Below are 19,885 nucleotides of genomic sequence, written 5' to 3'. Positions count from 1 at the left end.
AGACATCGACCACGACGAGCCTCCATCCCGAGCAACGCTGGGTGCGCGCAGGATGCGAGCCTAGCCTCGCGAATCAGCTGGAGGGCGGGCCAGCCATCATTACTGTGGTACGGATCAGAACCAACGCATGTCCAGGCTCAGGGCAGGACGTTAGGAGGCATGCCCTTGGCGGTGCCGGGCGCGTCGTCGTGGTCGCCGAGGTAGCCGCCGCCCAGGAAATAGCCGACGGCACCGGGGCCGAACGTGTGCGTGACCCAGGTGGTGAGCAGCTCGGCGACGCGCGCCCTCGTCACCGAGTACCGGACGGACCGCCCCTGCCGCTGGCCGGGCGGGATGTCGGCGCCGACGACCCCGAGCTGCTCCAGCTCCGCCAGGTGCGGCGCCACGGTGCTCCGCGGCAGAGCGGTCCTCGTCACGACGTCGCCGAGGAAGGCGCCCTCCGGGAACCCGGCGAGGCACCGGACGATCTCGTTCTTGACCTCGTTCCCGAAGACCGTGATGGCCACCTCGACCTCTTCGGGCCGGTCCGCGGGCGGCGCGATCTTCTTGGGCACAGGGACATTCTTACCGGTCGGACGCCGCCGGGGACCCCTTGCGCACAGGGTGCAACACGACGGTACGCGTGTGCCGTACCATCGTATGTATTAGACGACAAGAGGGTTGCCCTGCCCGGCGCTGCAACGCCGGGCAGGGCGGGGCTGTCCCACGTCCCTCGTCCCTGTGAGATCGGAGCGTGTTCTGTGAGACAAGTGCAAGTATCCCCGGCACGCCGGGGACGCCGCGTCGTGGCGGCGTCGACCGTCGCCGGGTTGGCGGCGCTCGGCCTGGGCGTGGGGGTGGCGCCGGCGGCGTCGGCCGCGACCACGGGGCCAGGAATCCAGATTGACGGTGTGCTCGGCGACGGGCTCACCTGGGCAGGCGCGCTGGAGAACACGGGCGGCCTGGACGTGCCGTCGTCGTTCCTGTTCTGGTGCATCCAGTCGGGGTACATCTCGCCCGACCTGCCCGTGAACTCGGCGGGGCAGCTCCAGGACCCGGAGCTGGCGTACGCGATCACGACGCACCAGGACGAGGCGGACAAGCTCACGCGCGCCGCCCTCGGCGCCTGGGTTCACCTGTCGTGGGACATGGGTACCGACGAGGTCACCGCCGACGAGCGGCGCGCGTCGTGGGAGCAGGTCCTCCGGGCGGACTACCCGCAGGTGTGGGACAAGGTGAACGAGCTGAAGGCGGAGGCTGCGAAGTACGCCGGCGGCTACACGGCCACCGGGCAGGTCGACCTGGCCGACGACGGTCGGACGGGCACGTTCACCGGCGTGGGGGTGAAGTCCCGCGCGGGTCACTACGTGCCGGGACTCAAGCTGTTCCTGGACACGGGCTCGGACGCCGTGGTGTGGGACGCGAACGGCGAGCGGACCATGACCGTCGACTCGTCGACGGCCGGCGCGGCGTTCGGTCTGCACACGACCGCGGCCCGGGCGAAGGTCACCGCGTCGGTCACGGCCGAGGGCCTGCCGGCCACGACCCTCGAGGTCGGCGACCCGGGCATCGCGAAGATCCAGGCCGTGGCCGCGGCCTCGCGCCCCGTCTCCGTGAGCCACACGGCCGACGCGAAGAACCTGCGCCTGGACTTCCAGCCCGTGGTCACCACGAAGGTCAAGGAGAAGGTCATCGAGCAGGGCGAGTCCCTCATCGACACCGTCCGGGTGGCCACGGACGGCGACTCCTGGCTGGACGTCGACGGCAAGCCTGTCGACGTCGTGTTCACCGGGACCGCGTACCGCGCCGGCGACGTGCCGGTCGGGACGCCGGCCGACGAGGTCCCCGCGGACGCGCAGGTGATCGACACCGCGACGATCACGGCGGACGGCCCCGGCACGTTCGAGGCCGACTTCGGCGCTGCGTCCGAGGCGGGGATGGTCACGTTCGTGTGGCAGGTCGTCGACACCGAGGAGGTGCAGGGGGACGCCGCGTCGTACATCCGCTCGGACTGGTCGGACTCCTACGGCCTGGCCGACGAGACCACCAGCGTGCGGCACCAGATCGACGTCAACACCTCGGCGTCGTTCCGGGAGACGAAGTCGGGTCTCTACCTCGTCGACGACATGTGGGTCGACGGGTTCCCTGACGACCACGGCGACTTCGCCGGCGGTGCTGGTTTCGACGCGGACGTGAAGCAGCTCGACCAGACGCTGTACTTCTTCCCCGAGGGTGTCGAGATCGCCGACGACAACCTCGACGCGGCGACGACGATCGGCTCGATCGACGTGCCTGCCGTCGACGGTTTCCGACCGACGACCGGGAGCAACGACTTCAAGGTCGTCACCGAGACCGACGAGGCCGGCAACGAGGTCAAGGTCCCGGGCACGTACGTGTTCGTCACCCACTTCTCCGGTGACGACCGTGTCGCTCCCTTCACCTCCAGCGTCACGGACACCACCGAGCAGCTCGTGGTGACGCCGGAGTCCTCCGGCTTCACGGTGACCACGGAGGCGAAGTCCTCCGGTGACGTCGTCGTGGGCGACGAGGCGACGGTCTACGACGAGTACACCGCCACGGGCACCCTGCCCGAGGGCGCGACGATCGACTTCGAGCTGTACTCGTGGGACTCCGACGGTGCGCCGGTGTGCACCGAGCCGGTGCTGAGCACCGACGACAAGTCGGCCCTGGCGAAGTCCGGGCGGTCGAGCGACCTCGTGATCACGAAGGTCGCCGAGGACACCACGTACGGGTTCGTGGAGGTCGTGACCGGCGCTGACGGTACCGAGCTGTACCGCGGCGAGTGCGGTGTCGCGGCCGAGACCATCGTCCCGACCGCGGCCGCTGCCGAGACCCCGTCGGCGCCGGGGGACTTCACGGTGACCACGGAGGCGAAGTCCTCCGGTGACGTCGTCGTGGGCGACGAGGCGACGGTCTACGACGAGTACACCGCCACGGGCACCCTGCCCGAGGGCGCGACGATCGACTTCGAGCTGTACTCGTGGGACTCCGACGGTGCGCCGGTGTGCACCGAGCCGGTGCTGAGCACCGACGACAAGTCGGCCCTGGCGAAGTCCGGGCGGTCGAGCGACCTCGTGATCACGAAGGTCGCCGAGGACACCACGTACGGGTTCGTGGAGGTCGTGACCGGCGCTGACGGTACCGAGCTGTACCGCGGCGAGTGCGGTGTCGCGGCCGAGACCATCGTCCCGACCGCGGCCGCTGCCGACACCCCGGCAGTGCCGGCAGACTCCCCGGCCGGTGGTGGAGAGCTCGCGCAGACCGGTGCGAACACCCTGCCTGCCGTGGGTGCGGCCGTCCTCCTGACGGCGGCGGGCCTCGGCCTCCTGCTCTGGCGCCGCCGGCAGTCGGCCTGACAGCAGGCGGGCCGCCCGCCTGACCGTCGCACGACCCAGGTGCGGCACCCGCCGGCGCCGCGCGGGCTCACGGTGTGCCGCCCCACCTCCCAGGTGGGGCGGCACCCGTGTGTGTACGAACGTACATAGTGCGCGCTACTCTCCTCGCATGACGACCGACCACTTCGCCGGCGACCCGCGCAGCAACCACGAGCGCATGCTCGCGGGCGACCTCTACGTCGCGGACGACCCGGAGATCGAGCGTCGTGCTCGCCGTGCCGCACGCCTCCAGGACGACTTTGCGCGCACCGCGCCGCGCGATCCCGAGGGGGGCCGCGAGGTCCTGGAGGAACTGCTCGGCACGCTCGGCGACGACGCCGTGATCCGCCCGCCCCTGTTCGTCGACTACGGGGAGAACCTCCACGTCGGCGCGCGCACGTTCGTCAACTACCACCTCACCGCACTCGACGTCGCGCCGATCGTCATCGGCGAGGACTGCCAGATCGGTCCGAACGTGCAGCTCCTCACCCCGACGCACCCCGTGGAACCCACGCCCCGCCGGGACAAGCTCGAGGCGGCGCGGCCCATCACCCTCGGCGACAACGTGTGGCTCGGCGGCGGCGTCATCGTCTGCCCGGGCGTCACCATCGGCGACAACTCCGTCATCGGCGCCGGGTCGGTCGTCACGCGCGACGTGCCGGCGAACGTCGTGGCGGTGGGGAACCCCGCCCGCGTCGTGCGGGACATCGCCGAGGTCGACGAGGCAGCGCGTGCCTGACGACGACGGGACCCCCCGACGGGCGCGTCGGGCTGACCCCGCGCGCCGGGACCGGATCATCGACGCGTGCCTCGCCGTCGTCGCGGAGCACGGCGTCGCCGGCACCTCGCACCGGCGGGTCGCCGCCGCGGCGGACGTGCCGCTCGGCTCGATGACGTACCACTTCGACGGGATGGAGGACCTGCTCCGCGAGGCGTTCGGACGGTTCGCCGAGCAGTTCGCGGCGACGTTCGAGCGGCGCATGGTCGAGGCCGCGGACCGCGACGCCGCCGTCGACGCCGTCGTCCGGCTCATCACGCACGACGTCTTCGGCACGTCGCGCGACCTCGTCCTCACCCACGAGCTGTACACGCTCGCGGCGCGCGAGCCTGCCTACCGCACCCTCACCTCCACCTGGATGCGGCGCAGCCGGGCGGCGCTCGAGCGCCACTTCGACCCCACGACGACACGCATCCTCGACGCGCTGATCGAGGGCATGACGATCCATCGCGCCCTGGACAGCAAGCCGCCGGTGGACACCGACGTCCGCGACGCCGTCCTGCGCGTCGTGAGCGGGCCCGGGCCGGCCCCCGCGCCCCCGCGGACGACCCCATGAGCACCCCCGCCGCGATGCGCGGACCGGACCAGGTGGCACGCCGTGCGCGCGTCGCGGTCGCCGCACTGTTCCTCACCAACGGCGCGCTGTTCGCCAACCTCCTGCCCCGTTACCCGCAGATCAAGGCCGACCTGGCGCTGAGCAACACCGTGTACGGGCTCGCCGTGATCGCCTTCCCGGCGGGCGCGATCGCCTCCGGCCTGTTCGCGGGGATGCTGGTGCGCCGGCTCGGCTCCGCCCGGGTGGCGGTGCTCGGCACGGTCGTCACGAGCGTGGGCGTGCTGTGCGCGGGCGTCGCGCCGACGACCGCCGCGTTCGTCGGCGCCCTGTTCGCCGCCGGGGCGATGGACGCCCTGACCGACGTGGGCCAGAACGCGCACGGGCTCCGGGTGCAGCGCCGCTACGGCCGCTCGATCTTCAACTCCTTCCACGCCCTGTGGTCGGTGGGGTGCGTGGTCGGCGGCGCGTTGGCGGCGGGCGCCATCGCGCTCGACCTGCCTCGCGGCGTGCACCTCGCGATCACCGGCGCGCTGTTCAGCGCCGTCGCCGTCGTCGCGCTGCGCTTCTGCCTGCCCGGGGTCGACGGCCGGGTCGCGGACCACGGACCTGTCGACGCCGACAGTGCCGACAGTGCCGAGAGTCTCGACGGTGCCTCCGACGAGGTGCGCCCGTCGGCGGTCGTGGGCCGTCCGTCCGGCCGGACGACGCTGGTGCTCGGTGCGTTCGTCCTCCTCGCCATCGGTGGCACAGTCGTCGAGGAGGCCGGCAACTCGTGGGCCGCGGTCTACCTGTCGGACGCGCTCGGCGCCGCGGGCGCCGTGGCGGCCTCCGCGTTCGTGGCGTTCATGGCGGCCCAGTTCGTGGGCCGGGCGACGGGGGACCGCCTCGTCGACCGCTTCGGCCAGCGCGCCGTCGTGCGCGCCGGCGGCGTGCTCGTCGTCCTGGGGATGGGCCTCGCGCTGGCGTTCCCGTCGGTGCCCGGCACGGTGGCCGGCTTCGCCACCGCCGGGTTTGGTGTCGCCACCGTGGTCCCGGCGGCGATGCACGCGGCCGACGAGCTGCCAGGGCTGCGCGCCGGCACCGGCCTGACGGTCGTCACCTGGCTGATGCGTCTCGGCTTCCTGCTGACGCCGCCCCTCGTGGGGGTCGTCGCCGACGCCACCAGCATCCGCGCGGGACTGCTCGTCGTCCCGCTCGCGGGCCTGGTGGTCGTGCTCACCGCGACGGTGCTGAGCACGCGCCGTTCACCGGCCGCCCGGCGCTGACGGCTCAGGCGTCTCCGGCGGCAGCGAGCTCGGCGTCGCTGCGCAGGATGCAGAACTCGTTGCCCTCCGGGTCGGCCAGCACCACCCAGCCGCCCTCGGGGGTCCTGCGGTCCGCGACCTGCGTGGCGCCGAGGGCGAGGAGGCGATCGACCTCCTCGTCGCGCGTGCGGTCCGTGGGCCGCAGGTCGAGGTGCAGGCGGTTCTTGACCTCTTTCGGCTCCGGCACCTCGATGAACAGCACGCGGCCGTGGCTCTCGGCGGGGGCGGCGTGGTCGGCCGGCGGCACGATCATGCACTCCACGTGCCCGGGCAGGTTGGGGTCGCCGGGCACGTCCGTGTAGCCGAGCACCTGCTTCCACCACTCGGACTGGGCGTAGGCGTCGTGGGCGTCGAACGTCGTGTGCGAGATGCGCGAGGTCATGGAGGCATCAGAGCACGGCTCCATGGCGCCCACCAGGCCTTTCTGCCCTCGCCCGCCTATCCTGCGGGCGTGAGTGCCGAGGTCAACGCCACCGTCTGGTCCGTCGTGCTGTCGGTGGCGGCCTTCGCCTTCTGGGGCGGCTGGCTCGCCCTGTCGCTGCGCGCCGACCGACGTCGGCTGCGCAACGGGTTCCTCGCCATCGCCGTCGTGTACACCGGGGCGGGGCTGGTCGGTCAGCTCGTCACGCTGGCGCCCGGGGGCGCGACCGTCCTGGGCTGGCTCGCTCTCGCGCTCTTCGGGGTGCTCGCGCTCGGGCTCCTGGCGCTGCCCGTGTTCCTCGTCGTCAACGGGCTGACGATGGTGCGCCGGGAACGGCGCAGCCTCGGCAACCTGCTGTCGCTGCTCGTCGGGCTGGCGATGCTGGCAGCGCCGTTCGTCGTCGTCGCGCCCGTGGTGCTGAACGTCCCCTGGGCGCTCGGGCTCGTCGTCGGGCTGGTGCTGGCCACGGCCTGGCTGGGGTTCGTGTTCCTGGGCTTCGTCGCGCAGACGCTGCTGTACCGGCGGTACGCGGCAGGGGTGCCGGCGCACGGGGTGATCGTGCTCGGCTCGAAGGTGGTGGGCAGCCGGGTGCCGCCCCTTCTCGCGGCCCGCCTCGCCGCGGGCGTCGCCGCAGCCCGACGCCTCGGCGCGGACGGCTCGCCCGTGCCGATCGTGCCGTCCGGCGGCCAGGGGGTGGACGAGGACCGGCCGGAGGGCGCCGTCATGGGGGAGTGGCTGGTCGCGCGCGGCGTGCCCGCCGACCAGGTGCTCGTGGAGGACCGCGCGCGCACCACGCGGGAGAACCTCACGCTCGGCGTCGCCCTGCTGCGCGCGCACGGGACGCCCGGCCCGTACCTCCTGGCCACGAACAACTACCACGCCCCCCGAGCCGCCCTCGAGGCGATGGACCTGGGCCTCGACGTCCACGCCGTGGGTGCGCCGACGGCGGGCTACTTCTTCCCCAGCGCGTACCTGCGCGAATTCGTCGCGGTGCTGCGCCGCCGGCCGCGGGTGCACGTGGTCGCGGCCGTCGGCGTCGCCCTCGTCGCGGGGCTGGCGACGGTCGTCGCCGTCGCCGGCCTGTAGCGCCGACGACGGCGACGTACCGGCCTCTACGCAGGCCGGTGCGTCAGGCCGAGGCAGGTGATGTCGTGGTCGTACCTGCCGGCCTCCGCATCCTTCACCACCTCGGTCGTCGCGAGCGTCGTCGGGATGATCCCGAACTCGACGGCATGGGCATCGGCCACCGTGGTGGCGTCGGCACAGAGTGCGAGGACGGTCCACTCGCCGTACGCCTCTTGGCCACGTCCACCGTCACCAAAACTCGGCTCGCCGCCGAACCGGGCAGTCATGTCGATTTCCCGTACCTCGATGTCGCCTTCGGTGGAGAGGTCGCCCCAGGCGACGTCGAGCGTGCGTCCGAGGAAGTAGTCCAAGGGGCGTGCCTCGGTCTGGTTGTCGGTCGTACAGGCTGCGAGAGTCAGTCCGGCAGCCGCAGTCATGACGAGCGCAGTCAAGATGCGCATCACCGGCAGTGAATCCCGTTCTTCTGAGGATCGAATGCCCACTTGGTCTTGCTTGTCGTGTAGGAGAACCAGCCGCCCCAGCCGACCGGGACGGAGAGCTTGCGGATCCTGTAGGAGTACAGCTTCCCGACTGGGTAGGCGCGGAGCACCTGGCCCTTCTTCATCTTGCCCGAGGTGCAGGCGACGGAAGAAGAAACGGTCCGGGACTTGTCGATGTGCAACTGCCCGGCGACCCAGCTACGCGTGGAGCCAAGAGAGAGTCCAATCGTTCGCGTCGCCCCGTCGGTGTGACTGATCCTGCAGCGATATCCCGACTTCGAGACGGAGCACGACCCGAGCTCCTGTCGGTACTGGATGTATCGCTTGTTGCGGAGCTTCTTGTCCACCATGGTGTACGTCGTCGCCGCGTCCGCGGGCTGTGCCGTCGTCACGGTGCCGGCGAACATCAGGCCGAACAGGGCCAGGGTCGCGATGGTCACGGTGGCGAGGCGCTGTGCCGGGGGTCTCGTCGTTGTCGTCATGGCGGTGACGTTAGGTCGCTCCGCGAGGCGGTGCGGGCGTCGTGCAAGACCCGCACGTCACGTTTCAGATCCTGTGTGTCGTGCAGATCTTGCAAGGCCTTCGCGGCCCGCACGTGCCGGCGCCCTCCGGTCAGCGCCCTCGATTCTGCCCGAATTCGGGCACCATGTGGCATGTCGCGGCGAGGACGCGCATGATGTCCCGGTGACCGACGCTGATCTCGTCGCGCGCATCGCGACCTCCACGGGACTCTCCCCGGCCGAGGCTGCTCGCGTCGTCGAGGACGTCCTCGCCTGGTACCGCGAACCGGTCGAGGACTACGTGCGTCGCCGGCACGCGTCGCTGCGCACCTACGGGCACCGCAACGAGGAGATCTACGCGCTGATCGTCGCCGAGCTGCGGGACCGCCTCGTGGCGGCGCCCGCGCTCACCGAGCGCCAGGTCCGGCGCACCATCTACGGCTAGACATCCACGGCAACACCTCAACGGCTAGGAGCACCCGTCCCATGTGCGGAATCGTCGGCTACGTCGGCCCCCAGCAGGCTGCACCCGTCCTCGTCGAGGGCCTCACGCGCCTGGAGTACCGCGGCTACGACTCGGCGGGCATCGCCGTGCTCAACCCGCGCTCGACGGCGCACCCGTCGCGCGTCGTGCGGGCCAAGGGCCGCGTGCGCGACCTCGAGGCCGCGCTGCCGGCGCGCCTGGCCGGCACCGTCGGCATCGGCCACACCCGCTGGGCCACCCACGGCGAGCCGAGCGAGCGCAACGCGCACCCGCACACCTCGTACGACGGCCGGGTGCACGTGGTGCACAACGGCATCATCGACAACTTCCACGCGCTGCGCTCCCGCCTCACGGCCGACGGCGTCGAGCTCACCTCCGACACCGACACCGAGGTCGTGGCGCACCTGGTCGCGCGCGAGCTCGCAGGTCAGGACGGCAAGGGGCTCGACTTCGAGGACGCCGTGCGCGCCGCCGTCGGGCACATCGACGGCACGTACGCGCTCGCGGTGGTCGACGTCCAGGCCCCCGACCGCGTGGTCGTGGCGCGCAACGGCTCGCCCCTGCTCCTCGGCGTCGGCGACGGCGAGATGTTCGTGGCCTCCGACGCCGCGGCGATCGTGCGGCACACGAGCCAGGTGGTGCTCCTGGACGACGGCGACTTCGCCTCCGTCACCGCCGACGGCTTCCGCACCTTCACCGCGGACGAGGAGCACACGGCGCGCGACGCCGTCACGATCGACCTCACCGTGGAGGAGCTGGAGCTCGGCGGCCACGCCCACTTCATGCACAAGGAGATCCACGAGCAGCCCGAGTCCGTGGAGCGGATGCTGTCCGGCCGCCTCGACGACCGGTTCGGCACGGCCAAGCTGGACGGCCTCAACCTGGACCCGCGCCAGCTGCGTCGGTTCGCGCGCGTGAAGATCCTCGGCTGCGGCTCCGCCTACTACGTCGGTCAGCTCGGCGCGTCGATGATCGAGGACCTCGCCCGCATCCCCGCGGACGCGGAGCCCGCGAGCGAGTTCCGCTACCGCAACCCGATCATCGAGCCGAGCACCCTGTACGTCGTGGTCAGCCAGTCCGGCGAGACCGCGGACACGCTGTTCGCCGTCCGCGAGGTGCAGCGCAAGGGCGGCACCGTCGTCGGGCTCGTCAACGCCGTCGGCTCCTCCATCGCGCGCGAGGTGGACGGCGGGATCTACCTGCACGCCGGCCCCGAGGTGGCGGTGGCGTCGACGAAGGCGCTCACGCACATGGGCGTCGGGTTCGCCCTCCTCGCGCTCGCGCTGGGCCGGGTGCGCGACCTGTCGTTCGCGGACGGCAAGCGGATCATCGCTGGCCTGCGGGCGATCCCGGGCCAGATCTCGCAGATCCTGGGCGACGAGGAGGACCTCGCGAGCGCCGCGAAGGTGCTCTCCGAGGCGCCGAGCCTGTTCTTCATCGGCCGGGTGCGCGGCTACCCGGTGGCGCGCGAGGGCGCGCAGAAGTTCAAGGAGATCACCTACCGTCACGCGGAGGCGTACCCGACCAGCGAGCTCAAGCACGGTCCGCTGGCCCTCATCAGCCCCGAGCTGCCGACGGTCGCGATCATGCCCGCCGACGACCTGCTGGAGCGCAACATCACCGCCGCGCAGGAGATCCGCGCCCGTGGTGGCGCCGTCGTCGCGATCACGCACCCGGGCGTGGAGCTCGGGGACGCCGCGACCCGGCGCATCGAGGTGCCGCGCAACGAGGTGGAGCTGGACCCGATCCTGCTGACCATCCCCACCCAGCTGCTCGGCTACCACGCCGCCGTCGCCCTCGGGGAGGACGTGGACCGGCCGCGCAACCTGGCGAAGTCCGTCACCGTCGAGTGACGACGCCGGCGGGGGCGGTGCGGCAGCCGGTCAGCTGCCCAGCTCGTCGAGGAGCTGCCGCACCCCCTCGCCGTCCATGAGTCCGATGACGTTGCCCGCGGGGTCGGTGAACCACGCGCCGTCGCCGCCCTCCATGAAGCCGCGCGCGACGCCCTTCTCGTCCTGGTCGAACCCGTCGTACCGCTCGAGGGTCACGCCCTTCGCGACGAGGTCGTCCACCACCGGGTCGACGTCGTCCACCGCCAGGTGGAAGACCGTGAACGCCGCGGGGGCGTGGTCCTCCTTCGGGTACACGAACACCGGGGCGCCGGTGCCGAGGTGGAGCACCAGGCCCATGCCCTCGTCGAGGGTCGTGACGCGGAGCCCGAGGGTGTCCGCATAGAAGCTGCTGGCTGCGTCGAGGTCGTCCACCGAGAAGCTGGAGAACCCGCGCCGAGTCGTGTCCATCGCCGTTCCACTCCTTCGCGCCGCCGGTCCCCGGGCGTGGGGAGCCGCACGAGGGTGCCGGACCTCTCCAGCATCCGTCCGGCGCGCGGCGCACGCTGCTCCCGCCGACCGCTGCGCCGGGTGAAGTCCCGCAGCGGCGGCAGCCGGACCGGTGTGCGAACCGTCCGGCTCCTGCACGTCAGACCGGGTCGGGCTGGTCCTCGATCTTGACGGCCTTGAGCTCGGGCGTGAACGCGAACAGGGCGCCGTCCTGGGCGCCCACCCACCAGGCGTCGCAGAGGCGGGTGGCCTCCTGCTCCTGCCCCGTCGTCCACCAGGTCGCCCTGAGCGTGGAGTCCACGCGGTAGTCCTCGACCGTCAGGCCGTCGCGGGCCGGGACGGCGACGAGCGGGTGGTCGGCGTCCACGGCCGAGCACGCGGCGGGCAGGTCGGCCAGGTCGGCGTCCATCGTGAGGATGACCTCGTCGCCCGTGGTGCGGAAGACGCCGCGGACGTCGGAGGCGTCGTCCGGCACCCACGCGGGCAGCACGTCGGCCGCCTTGCCGCTGGCGCCGCTGTCGTAGGAGAACTCCTTGGTGTGCCCGGCGTTCCGGTCCTGCAGGGCCTCGGTGATGGCGCCGCACGCGGAGGTGGTGACGGCGACGACGGCGGCGACGGCCAGCGCGCCGACGCCGCGGTAGCGGCGGGCGGAGGAGGTGGCGACGTCCGCGAGGGCGGCACGGAAGTCGGGATGGGGCGGCGAGGAGGGCTGGTGCGTCATGTCCAGCACGCTACGAACGCCCCGGTGGTCCCGGCATCGACCCCCGAGCGGAACTGCGCGGGGCGCTCGTACGACCAGGGGAGGACGGCGGGCTCAGGGTCGCTCAGGGATCGCCCCCGCCAGGGTCCGGCGGTCGAGGGAGACGTTCGCCGCGCGCAACGAACCGTTTCGACATACCTTCCTGATGACGATGTCAACCCGACACGTCGATCGTGATCGGAATGGTGCCAGGGGGCGCTCGTGAAGACATCGTCGGTTCAGCAGCGCCTCGGCGCAGTCGTGGTGGCCGGAGCGCTCTCGCTCGGCCTCGTCGGAGGCTCGGCGCTGCTCGCCCCTCCCGCAGACGCCGCCTCCGGCGTCGTCGCGCCGCTGCCGGCGCGGACCTACTCGCTGTCGTCGTACTACGGCCCCCGGTGCATGCCCGTCGCGGGCGCCTCGACCTGGCACCTCGGCCAGGACATGGGCGCCGGCCGGGGGGTGCGGGTGAGCGCGATCGCCGACGGCGTCGTGCTGCGGGCCGGCGCCACCCCCGGCTTCGGGCAGTGGGTGGTGGTGCGGCACACCATCGGCGGGCGCACCGTCTCGTCGGTGTACGGGCACGTCGTCGACGGCGACCGGTACGTGCACGCGGGCCAGCGGGTACGAGCCGGGCAGCGCATCGCCGACGTCGGCTCCAGCGGCACCGCCACCGGACCGCACCTGCACCTGGAGGTGTGGAACGGCACGTACGGCGCGGGCGCGACGCACACCGACCCGCTCACCTACCTCAAGGGTCGCGGCGTCGACCTCCGTGCCACCGCGACCCGCGTCGCCGTGCGCAGCACGCCCACGTCGTGCACCTACTGGGCGACCAGCCAGGTCAACCTGCGCTCCGGCCCCTCGACGTCGACGGCCGTGCTCGCCGTCGTGCCCCGGGCGGGGATGCTCACGGCGAAGCCGGGCGCCGCCTCCGGCACCTGGCGACAGGTGCGGTACGGGTCGCGCACCGGGTGGGTCTCCGCGTCCTACGTCAGCCCCCGTCGGCCCGCGACCACGGCGCCGGCGACCCCCACGGCCCCGGTCACGAAGACGTCGTACGTGGCCGTCGCGTCGCTCAACCTGCGCTCGAGCGCGTCGACGTCGTCCACCGTGCTGGCCCGGCTGGCGCGCGGGACGAAGGTGACGCAGGTGGCGACGTCGTCGAAGGGCTGGGTCAGGATCAAGGCGGGCACGCGCACGGGCTACGTGTGGGCGGCATACCTGACGTCGACCGCGCCGAAGCCGACGACGCCGACCACCCCCACCACGCCGACGGCCACGGTGGCGTACGTGAACACGTCGTCGCTCAACCTGCGGTCGAGCGCGTCGACGTCGTCGACGGTGCTGGCCCGGCTGGCGCGCGGGACGAAGGTGACGCAGGTGGCGGCGCCGTCCAAGGGCTGGGTGAAGGTCAAGGCGGGCACGCGCACGGGCTACGTGGCGACGGCCTACCTGACGGCCAAGGCGCCGTCGGCCACGCCGGGCACGACGACGCCCGCGGCCCGGTACTCGTACGTCACCGTCCCGTCGCTCAACCTGCGCTCGAAGCCGTCGACGTCGTCCACCGTGCTGACCCGGCTGGCACGCGGGACGAAGGTGACGCACGTCGGAGCGGCGTCGAAGGGCTGGCAGAAGGTCACCGTCGGTGGGCGCACCGGCTACGTCTCGACGACCTACCTGTCGGCGACCAGGCCGCGCTGACCCGGCGCCCGGTCCAGGCGGGCCGCGGCGACCGCCGCCGTGATCGCGACGGCGGTCGCGGCGCAGGACACGGCGACGACGCCGGCCCACCCGGCGTCCTCCCAGACGTGCGTGGTCACGGCGCCCATGACGGCGCTGCCGACGTAGTAGGCGAAGAGGTAGGCGCTGGACGCCTGCGCCGTGCCGCGGCCCTGCCGGTGCGCGCGGTCCACCGCCCACCCGCTGACGAGCGAGTGCGCGCAGAAGAACCCGACGGTGAGGACGCCGAGGCCGACGACGACGGTCGTCACCGACGGCGGCGCGGTCAGCGCCACCCCGACGACGAGGAGCAGCAGGCCGGTCACCACAGCCGTGCCGCGGCCGCGCCGTCGGGCGAGCAGCTGGGCCACGGACGGGGTGACGATGCCGACCGGGTACGCCAGGTACACCAGGGTGACGGCGCTTCCCAACGAGAACGGCGGCGCCTCCAGCCGGAACGCGACGGCGTTGTAGACGCCCACGAACGTCCCCATGCTGGCGAACCCCACCGCGCACAGGAGTGCCACGACCGGGTCCCGCAGCGCGGAGGCCGTGCCGGTGACCACGCTGGCAAGGCGCAGCGGCCGCGGCGTGAACCGGACGGGCCGGGGGACCAGCACCCACAGGGCTCCGGCGGCGAGGAGCGTCGTGACACCGAGGACCTCCGTGGCCAGGGTCCAGCCGCCGAGCGCCGCGAGCGGGCCGGGTACCAGCCGGCCGACCGCGCCGCCCACCGCCGTCCCCGCGATGTACGCGGCGTTGGCGCGCGCGTGGGCGCCCGGGTGCATCTCCTCGCGCAGGTAGGCGAGCGCGACGGCGGGCAGGCCCGCCAGCGCGACCCCTGCGAGGCCGCGCAGCACGAGGAGGCTGCCCCACGTCGGCGCGAACGCGCTGGCGAGCCCCAGGACGCCGGACGCGAGCAGCGACCAGCGCATCACCTCGACCCGGCCGAACCGGTCCGCCACCGGCCCGACGGCGAGCAGCGCCACCGCCATCGCCGCCGTCGTCACCGACAGGACCTGCGCCGACGCGCCCGCGGAGACGTCGTAGTGGGCCGCGACCTGCGGCAGCAGCGGCTGCACGTAGTAGAGGAGGGAGAAGTTCGCGAGCCCGCCGGCCATGAGCCCCAGGAGCGTGCGGCGGTACGCCCGCGACCCGGGGCGGTGGCCGGTCAGGGGCGGGGCCTGGACGGCGGGGGCGGTGGTCACCGATCCACGGTGCACCTGCGGCGTCGATGCGCAAAATGATGCGGATGCTGCACCTGATGCGAAGATCGCATCTGACGAGGGAGGTGCCGGATGGACGAGCAGACGCTGCGGGTGTTCCTGTCCCTGTGCGAGACGGAGAGCACGCGCGACACCGCGGCGCTGCTGCGGGTCGACCAGTCGACCGTCTCGCGGACGCTGGCCCGGCTGGAGGCGGGGCTCGGCGTCGAGCTGTTCCGCCGCCACGGGCGGCGCATCGCGCTCAACCGCGCCGGTCTCGGCTTCCGGGCCGACGCGGCACGGGTGCTGGACGAGATCGAGGTGGCCCGCCGGCACGTGCGCCAGGAGGCCCTCGGCGCACGGACCGTGCGCCTCGGCTTCCTCCAGTCCGTGGCCCGCTGGTGGGTGCCGCGCATCGTGGCCGACCTGCGCCGCGACGACCCCGGCCGTCGCTTCGAGCTGCGGCAGGGCTTCGCCCAGGACCTGTTCGGCTGGCTCGACGACGACGTCCTGGACCTCGCGCTCGTCACGCCGCCGCCCCCGGGCCGCCGCACCGGGTGGCGGCCGCTGCACGAGCAGGTCCTGTGCGTCGCCGTCCCGCCCGCCCACCGGCTGGCCGCCCGCGCGGGCGTGGGCATCGCCGACCTGCAGGGGGAGCGCTTCGTCGCGTTCTCCCGCACCACCGAGCTGCGCGGCGTCGTCGAGGGCATGCTCGACGAGCACGGCGTCGACGTCGAGATCGCCTTCGAGTCCAGCGAGGTCGACACCATCCGCGGCCTCGTCGCCGCCGGCCTGGGCGTCGCCGTGCTGCCGCGCCCCGAGCGGCCCGACGCCGCCGACCCCGTCTACGTGCCGCTGCGGCCGCGCGCGACGCGCCGCCTCGGCGTCGCCTGGCCCGACCGGGACCACCCGCCCGCCGTCGTCGCCGCCGTCTGACCCGTCGTGACCCTGCCGAACAGGTGGTTGTACACGTTCTGAACACTCAGAACGTGAACAACCACCTGTTCGGCGGGGCTCAGTGGGTGGGCGGGCTACGCTGCGGGTGCCGCCGACCGACGGGAGACTCCGTTGCTGCCCTCTCCTGACGGGCTGCGCGTGCTGCAGCGCCGCACCCTGACCGTCGTCGTCGTGAGCCAGGTGCTCGGCGGCGCGGGGCTCGCTGCCGGAGTCACCGTCGGCGCGCTCCTCGCGCAGCAGATGCTGGGCGGCGCCGGCCTCGCCGGCCTGCCGACGGCGCTGTTCACGCTCGGCTCGGCGCTCGCGGCCTTCCTCGTCGGGCGGATCACCCAGCGTGCCGGACGGCGCGTCGGCCTCGGCCTGGGCTTCGCGGCGGGCGGCCTGGGTGCCGTCGGCGTGGTCACGGCCGCGGCGCTCGACACGGTCCCGCTGCTGCTGGTGTCGCTGTTCGTCTACGGTGCGGGCACGTCGACCAACCTGCAGGCCCGCTACGCCGGCACCGACCTGGCCGCGCCGGACCGGCGCGCCACCGCGGCGAGCGTCGCCATGGTCTCGACGACGCTCGGCGCGGTCGCGGGACCCAACCTCGTGGAGCCGCTGGGCGGGCTCGCCACGTCGCTCGGCCTCCCGGCGCTCGCCGGCCCGTTCCTCCTCGCGGCGGTCGCCTTCCTCGCCGCCGGGGCGACGCTGTTCGGCTTCCTGCGTCCTGACCCGTTCCTCGTCGCCCAGCAGCTCGCGCGCACCGACCGCGCGACGGCGGGCACGACGGCGGGCCCGGTGGACAGCGCGGTGGGCGCGGCAGGCGAGGCCCCGGCGCGCCGAGAGGTCCCCACGGGCGTGCTCGTCGGCGCGACCGTGATGGTGGTGACCCAGGTGGCGATGGTCGCGATCATGACGATGACGCCGGTGCACATGCGCGGCCACGGGCACGACCTGGGCGACGTCGGCCTCGTCATCGGCGTCCACGTGGCCGCGATGTTCCTGCCCTCGCTGGTCACGGGCGTCCTCGTCGACCGCGTGGGGCGTGTGCCGATGGCCGCGGCGGCCGGCGTCACGCTGCTGCTGGCCGGGATCACGGGCGCTGCCGCACCCGCCGACTCGATGGGGCTGCTGATCCTGGCCCTCGCGCTGCTCGGCCTCGGCTGGAACTTCGGGCTCATCGCCGGCACCGCGCTCATCGTCGACGCGACCACCCCCGCCACGCGCGCCCGCACGCAGGGCACCGTCGACGTCCTCATCGCCCTCGCGGGCGCGGGCGGCGGCGCGATGTCCGGCCTGGTGGTGGCCGGGTCGAGCTACGCCACCCTGGCGCTCGCCGGCGGGGTGCTGTCGCTGCTGCTCGTGCCCGTGCTGTTCGTCGCCCGGCGCCGCGTCGTCCGCCGCTGACGCCCTGGCGCGCCGGCACGACCTCGTTGCGAATCCTGCAATCCAGGACGCGCAGGGGGCGGGACGTACCTAGGATCCGCGCACATGGACCGTCTCCGTACCGTCTGCAGGTTGGCCTTGTCCGCTGGCGTGCTTCTCACCGCCGGGTGCACCAACGCTCCACCGCCTCCTGCGCCGAGCCCAGGGCCGGAGGGGGTGGCGGTCGCCGTCGAGTACCTGCACGCCGTGGCCGACGCCTCGCCGGACGAGCTCGCGAAGGTCACCGCCTACTCCGTACTCAGCGACGACAGCGACGCGGTCGTCGGGGGTGGCGAGCTGCCCCCGGTCTGCCTGCGGACCGAGCTGGAGGCGATGTCCGACGTCGACCCCCACGCCGACGTGGAGTTCGAGACGATCGGTGGCCCCGTGTCCGGGGAGGTCGACGACGGAGGGTCCTCCTACCAGATCCTCATGGCGTACTTCCCGCTGGCGGACGGGTCGTCGCTCGGGCGGCAGGTCGGCCTCTACGACGAGGAGCTGCGGGTCTTCATCGAACCGTCCGACCCGTGCGAGGACGCCGTCGGGCGGTAGCCCCCTCAGCCGACGGGCGTCGGGACGGCGGAGGACAGCGACGCGGCGAGACCGGCGACGGCGTCCGGCACGAGGGAGAAGTAGGCCCAGCGACCGCGCTGCTCGCGCTCGAGCAGGCCGGCCTCGACGAGGATCTTCAGGTGGTGGCTGACCGTCGGCTGGGAGAGGCCGACCGGCTCGGTGAGGTCGCAGACGCACGCCTCGGCGCCCGGCTGAGCGGCGACGATGGCCAGGAGCTGTACGCGCGCCGGGTCGGCGAGGGCCTTGAACGTCCGGGCCAGGTCGTGGGCCACGTCCGGCTCGACGGCGCGCGCGACGGCCGGCGTGCAGCAGCCGTCGTCGACGGAGGCGAGAGGCAGGGGCGCGTGCGTCGTCATACCCTGATCCTGCCACACATTGACATTCGTCGATAGGTGCTCCAAGATCGCCATATCGATGTTTCTCGATGCGACGTCCGGATGTGACGTCCCGGCGGGACCGGCGGTCCCGAGGTGAGGAGTGGTGATGAGCGAGGTTGCTCGGAGCGAGCTGCCGGTGGTCGTGATCGGCGCCGGCCCGGTGGGGCTGGCGGCAGCGGCGCACCTCCTGGAGCGCGGCCTGGAGCCTTTGGTGCTGGAGGCGGGGGAGGCCCCCGGCGCGGCGGTCGCGTCGTGGGGGCACGTGCGCCTGTTCTCGCCGTGGCGGTACGACGTCGACGCCGCGGCGCGCCGCCTGCTCGCGCCGACCGGGTGGACGGAGCCCGACCCCGACACCCTGCCGACGGGCCGCGAGCTCGTGGACGGGTACCTCGCCCCGCTCGCGGCCACCTCGCCGATCGCCTCGCGCCTGCGGACCGGCACCCGGGTCCTGGCGGTCGCCCGCGACGGCGCGGACAAGACCCGGTCCCTCGGCCGCGAGCGCCGGCCGTACCGGGTGCGCACCGTCGACGCCCACGGGCGCGTCACGGACGTCCTCGCCCGTGCCGTGGTCGACGCCTCGGGGACGTTCTCGACGTCGAACCCGCTGGGCGTCAGCGGGCTGCCCGCCGCCGGCGAGGCCGAGGCCGCGCCCTTCGTCACCGGCCCCCTGCCGGACGTGCTGGGGGCGTCGCGCGACCGGTTCGCCGGGAGGCACACGCTGGTGGTCGGCATGGGCCACTCCGCGGCGAACACGCTGTTGAGCCTGGTGGAGCTGTCGGAGTCGGCGCCGGGCACCATCGTCACGTGGGCGATCCGGGGCGGTTCCGCCCGCCGCCTCTTCGGCGGCGGCACGGACGACGAGCTGCCTGCCCGCGGGCTCTTGGGCAGCCGCCTGCGCGAGGCCGTCGACGCCGGCCGGCTCCGGCTGCTGACCCGCGTGTCGATCGAGCAGCTCGTGCCGGAGGGTGACCCGGGCGCGGGCACCGTGCGGGTGCTCGGGACGGCGAAGGACGAGCCGCTGACCCTGGACGTGCACGCGATCGTCAACGCGACCGGGTTCCGCCCCGACCTGGACATGCTGCGGGAGGTGCGCCTCGACCTCGACCCGATCGTGGAGGCTCCGAGTGCTCTGGCGCCGCTGATCGACCCGAACCAGCACTCGTGCGGCACCGTGCCGCCCCACGGCGAGCAGGTGCTCGCGCACCCGGACGACGGCTTCTACGTCGTGGGGATGAAGTCCTACGGCCGCGCCCCGACGTTCCTCCTGGCCACCGGGTACGAGCAGGTGCGCTCCGTCGCGGCGGCCCTGGCGGGCGACCGCGCGGCCGCGGACGCGGTCGAGCTGAACCTTCCCGCTACCGGGGTGTGCTCCAGCGACCTTGCCCTGGAGGCCGACGGTGCGGCTGGCGGGTCGTGCTGCGGCACGGCTCCGGCTGAGCCGCAGCTGGTCACGCTGGGCGTGGGCGCCCCGGCCGGGGTCGGGTTCGCCTCCGGGGTCGCGCACGGGCGTGCGGGTGACGGCGAGGACGCCTGACCTCCCAGGACCGAGCGCGACCGAGCCCGACCGAGCCCGACCGAGCACGACCGGGC

Annotated in this window: 20 protein-coding genes; 12 read left to right on the top strand and 8 right to left on the bottom strand. The window is 73.3% G+C overall.

Translation table 11 applies throughout. The features are described 5' to 3' along the window. Window positions 1–137 precede the first annotated feature (137 nt). Complete coding sequence (locus tag ACWGKI_RS00260; RefSeq protein ID WP_452183730.1) at window positions 138–554, bottom strand: ArsR/SmtB family transcription factor; 417 nt, start codon at window positions 552–554, stop codon at window positions 138–140. A gap of 231 nt (window positions 555–785) precedes the next feature. Here ACWGKI_RS00260 and ACWGKI_RS00255 point away from each other — a divergent pair, with 231 nt between their 5' ends. The 4 genes from ACWGKI_RS00255 to ACWGKI_RS00240 all read left to right on the top strand — a co-directional run bounded on the left by ACWGKI_RS00255 (window position 786) and on the right by ACWGKI_RS00240 (window position 5,973). Next, window positions 786–3,356, top strand: coding sequence for an LPXTG cell wall anchor domain-containing protein (locus ACWGKI_RS00255; protein WP_452183728.1), 2,571 nt, complete (start codon window positions 786–788; stop codon window positions 3,354–3,356). 148 nt (window positions 3,357–3,504) lie between these two features. Continuing rightward, a complete protein-coding gene (locus ACWGKI_RS00250; RefSeq protein ID WP_452183726.1) occupies window positions 3,505–4,113 on the top strand; it encodes a sugar O-acetyltransferase in 609 nt (202 codons plus the stop codon). Next, window positions 4,106–4,708: a TetR/AcrR family transcriptional regulator gene (locus ACWGKI_RS00245; RefSeq protein WP_452183724.1), complete on the top strand. Its 603-nt coding sequence runs from the start codon at window positions 4,106–4,108 to the stop codon at window positions 4,706–4,708. Before ACWGKI_RS00250 ends, ACWGKI_RS00245 begins: the two co-directional genes overlap by 8 nt. Next, window positions 4,705–5,973 (top strand): MFS transporter, encoded by a 1,269-nt coding sequence (locus tag ACWGKI_RS00240; RefSeq protein WP_452183722.1) that lies wholly within the window; start codon window positions 4,705–4,707, stop codon window positions 5,971–5,973. Before ACWGKI_RS00245 ends, ACWGKI_RS00240 begins: the two co-directional genes overlap by 4 nt. Before the next feature lie 4 nt (window positions 5,974–5,977). Here the strand turns inward: ACWGKI_RS00240 and ACWGKI_RS00235 are convergent, their stop codons facing one another. Next, window positions 5,978–6,394: a VOC family protein gene (locus tag ACWGKI_RS00235; RefSeq protein ID WP_452183720.1), complete on the bottom strand. Its 417-nt coding sequence runs from the start codon at window positions 6,392–6,394 to the stop codon at window positions 5,978–5,980. Window positions 6,395–6,463: 69 nt separating this feature from the next. On the opposite strand from ACWGKI_RS00235, the gene ACWGKI_RS00230 reads away from it, so the two are divergent. Next, window positions 6,464–7,519, top strand: coding sequence for a YdcF family protein (locus ACWGKI_RS00230; RefSeq protein WP_452183718.1), 1,056 nt, complete (start codon window positions 6,464–6,466; stop codon window positions 7,517–7,519). 26 nt (window positions 7,520–7,545) lie between these two features. On the opposite strand, the gene ACWGKI_RS00225 is transcribed toward ACWGKI_RS00230, so the two are convergent. Further along, the gene (locus ACWGKI_RS00225) at window positions 7,546–7,959 is read right to left on the bottom strand and encodes a hypothetical protein (RefSeq protein ID WP_452183716.1); all 414 of its coding nucleotides are present in this window, start codon (window positions 7,957–7,959) and stop codon (window positions 7,546–7,548) included. Further along, a complete protein-coding gene (locus ACWGKI_RS00220) occupies window positions 7,959–8,480 on the bottom strand; it encodes a hypothetical protein (protein WP_452183714.1) in 522 nt (173 codons plus the stop codon). The genes ACWGKI_RS00225 and ACWGKI_RS00220 overlap by 1 nt, the downstream gene beginning before the upstream one ends. A gap of 202 nt (window positions 8,481–8,682) precedes the next feature. Between ACWGKI_RS00220 and ACWGKI_RS00215 the strand changes: the two genes are divergently transcribed. Both ACWGKI_RS00215 and glmS read left to right on the top strand, forming a co-directional pair. Then, window positions 8,683–8,943 (top strand): hypothetical protein, encoded by a 261-nt coding sequence (locus ACWGKI_RS00215; protein WP_380244497.1) that lies wholly within the window; start codon window positions 8,683–8,685, stop codon window positions 8,941–8,943. 41 nt (window positions 8,944–8,984) lie between these two features. After that, complete coding sequence (glmS, locus tag ACWGKI_RS00210) at window positions 8,985–10,835, top strand: glutamine--fructose-6-phosphate transaminase (isomerizing) (RefSeq protein WP_380244496.1); 1,851 nt, start codon at window positions 8,985–8,987, stop codon at window positions 10,833–10,835. A gap of 30 nt (window positions 10,836–10,865) precedes the next feature. Here the strand turns inward: glmS and ACWGKI_RS00205 are convergent, their stop codons facing one another. Together ACWGKI_RS00205 and ACWGKI_RS00200 are read right to left on the bottom strand one after the other, a co-directional pair. After that, a complete protein-coding gene (locus tag ACWGKI_RS00205; protein ID WP_380244495.1) occupies window positions 10,866–11,282 on the bottom strand; it encodes a VOC family protein in 417 nt (138 codons plus the stop codon). Window positions 11,283–11,460: 178 nt separating this feature from the next. Further along, on the bottom strand, window positions 11,461–12,042 hold the full coding sequence (locus ACWGKI_RS00200; protein ID WP_452183711.1) for a hypothetical protein: 582 nt from the start codon (window positions 12,040–12,042) through the stop codon (window positions 11,461–11,463). 240 nt (window positions 12,043–12,282) lie between these two features. Here ACWGKI_RS00200 and ACWGKI_RS00195 point away from each other — a divergent pair, with 240 nt between their 5' ends. Then, complete coding sequence (locus ACWGKI_RS00195) at window positions 12,283–13,761, top strand: SH3 domain-containing protein (protein WP_452183709.1); 1,479 nt, start codon at window positions 12,283–12,285, stop codon at window positions 13,759–13,761. Here the strand turns inward: ACWGKI_RS00195 and ACWGKI_RS00190 are convergent. Further along, a complete protein-coding gene (locus ACWGKI_RS00190) occupies window positions 13,734–14,987 on the bottom strand; it encodes an MFS transporter (RefSeq protein ID WP_452183707.1) in 1,254 nt (417 codons plus the stop codon). The two genes, ACWGKI_RS00195 and ACWGKI_RS00190, sit on opposite strands and share 28 nt — an antisense overlap. Before the next feature lie 90 nt (window positions 14,988–15,077). Here ACWGKI_RS00190 and ACWGKI_RS00185 point away from each other — a divergent pair, with 90 nt between their 5' ends. The 3 genes from ACWGKI_RS00185 to ACWGKI_RS00175 all read left to right on the top strand — a co-directional run bounded on the left by ACWGKI_RS00185 (window position 15,078) and on the right by ACWGKI_RS00175 (window position 17,897). After that, window positions 15,078–15,920: a LysR family transcriptional regulator gene (locus tag ACWGKI_RS00185; RefSeq protein ID WP_452183705.1), complete on the top strand. Its 843-nt coding sequence runs from the start codon at window positions 15,078–15,080 to the stop codon at window positions 15,918–15,920. A 132-nt stretch (window positions 15,921–16,052) separates the two neighbouring features. Continuing rightward, the gene (locus ACWGKI_RS00180) at window positions 16,053–17,327 is read left to right on the top strand and encodes an MFS transporter (protein WP_452183703.1); all 1,275 of its coding nucleotides are present in this window, start codon (window positions 16,053–16,055) and stop codon (window positions 17,325–17,327) included. A 195-nt stretch (window positions 17,328–17,522) separates the two neighbouring features. Continuing rightward, a complete protein-coding gene (locus tag ACWGKI_RS00175; protein WP_452183701.1) occupies window positions 17,523–17,897 on the top strand; it encodes a hypothetical protein in 375 nt (124 codons plus the stop codon). Window positions 17,898–17,902: 5 nt separating this feature from the next. Here the strand turns inward: ACWGKI_RS00175 and ACWGKI_RS00170 are convergent, their stop codons facing one another. Continuing rightward, window positions 17,903–18,274: an ArsR/SmtB family transcription factor gene (locus ACWGKI_RS00170; protein WP_452183699.1), complete on the bottom strand. Its 372-nt coding sequence runs from the start codon at window positions 18,272–18,274 to the stop codon at window positions 17,903–17,905. A 127-nt stretch (window positions 18,275–18,401) separates the two neighbouring features. Here ACWGKI_RS00170 and ACWGKI_RS00165 point away from each other — a divergent pair, with 127 nt between their 5' ends. Then, window positions 18,402–19,829, top strand: a complete 1,428-nt coding sequence (locus tag ACWGKI_RS00165; protein WP_452183697.1) for an FAD-dependent oxidoreductase — start codon at window positions 18,402–18,404, stop codon at window positions 19,827–19,829. Window positions 19,830–19,885: the final 56 nt, after the last annotated feature.

This window comes from Isoptericola sp. NPDC055881, from assembly GCF_053615895.1.
The sequence above is the reverse complement of the archived record's forward strand: the minus strand, read 5'-3'. Positions and strand labels throughout refer to the sequence as shown.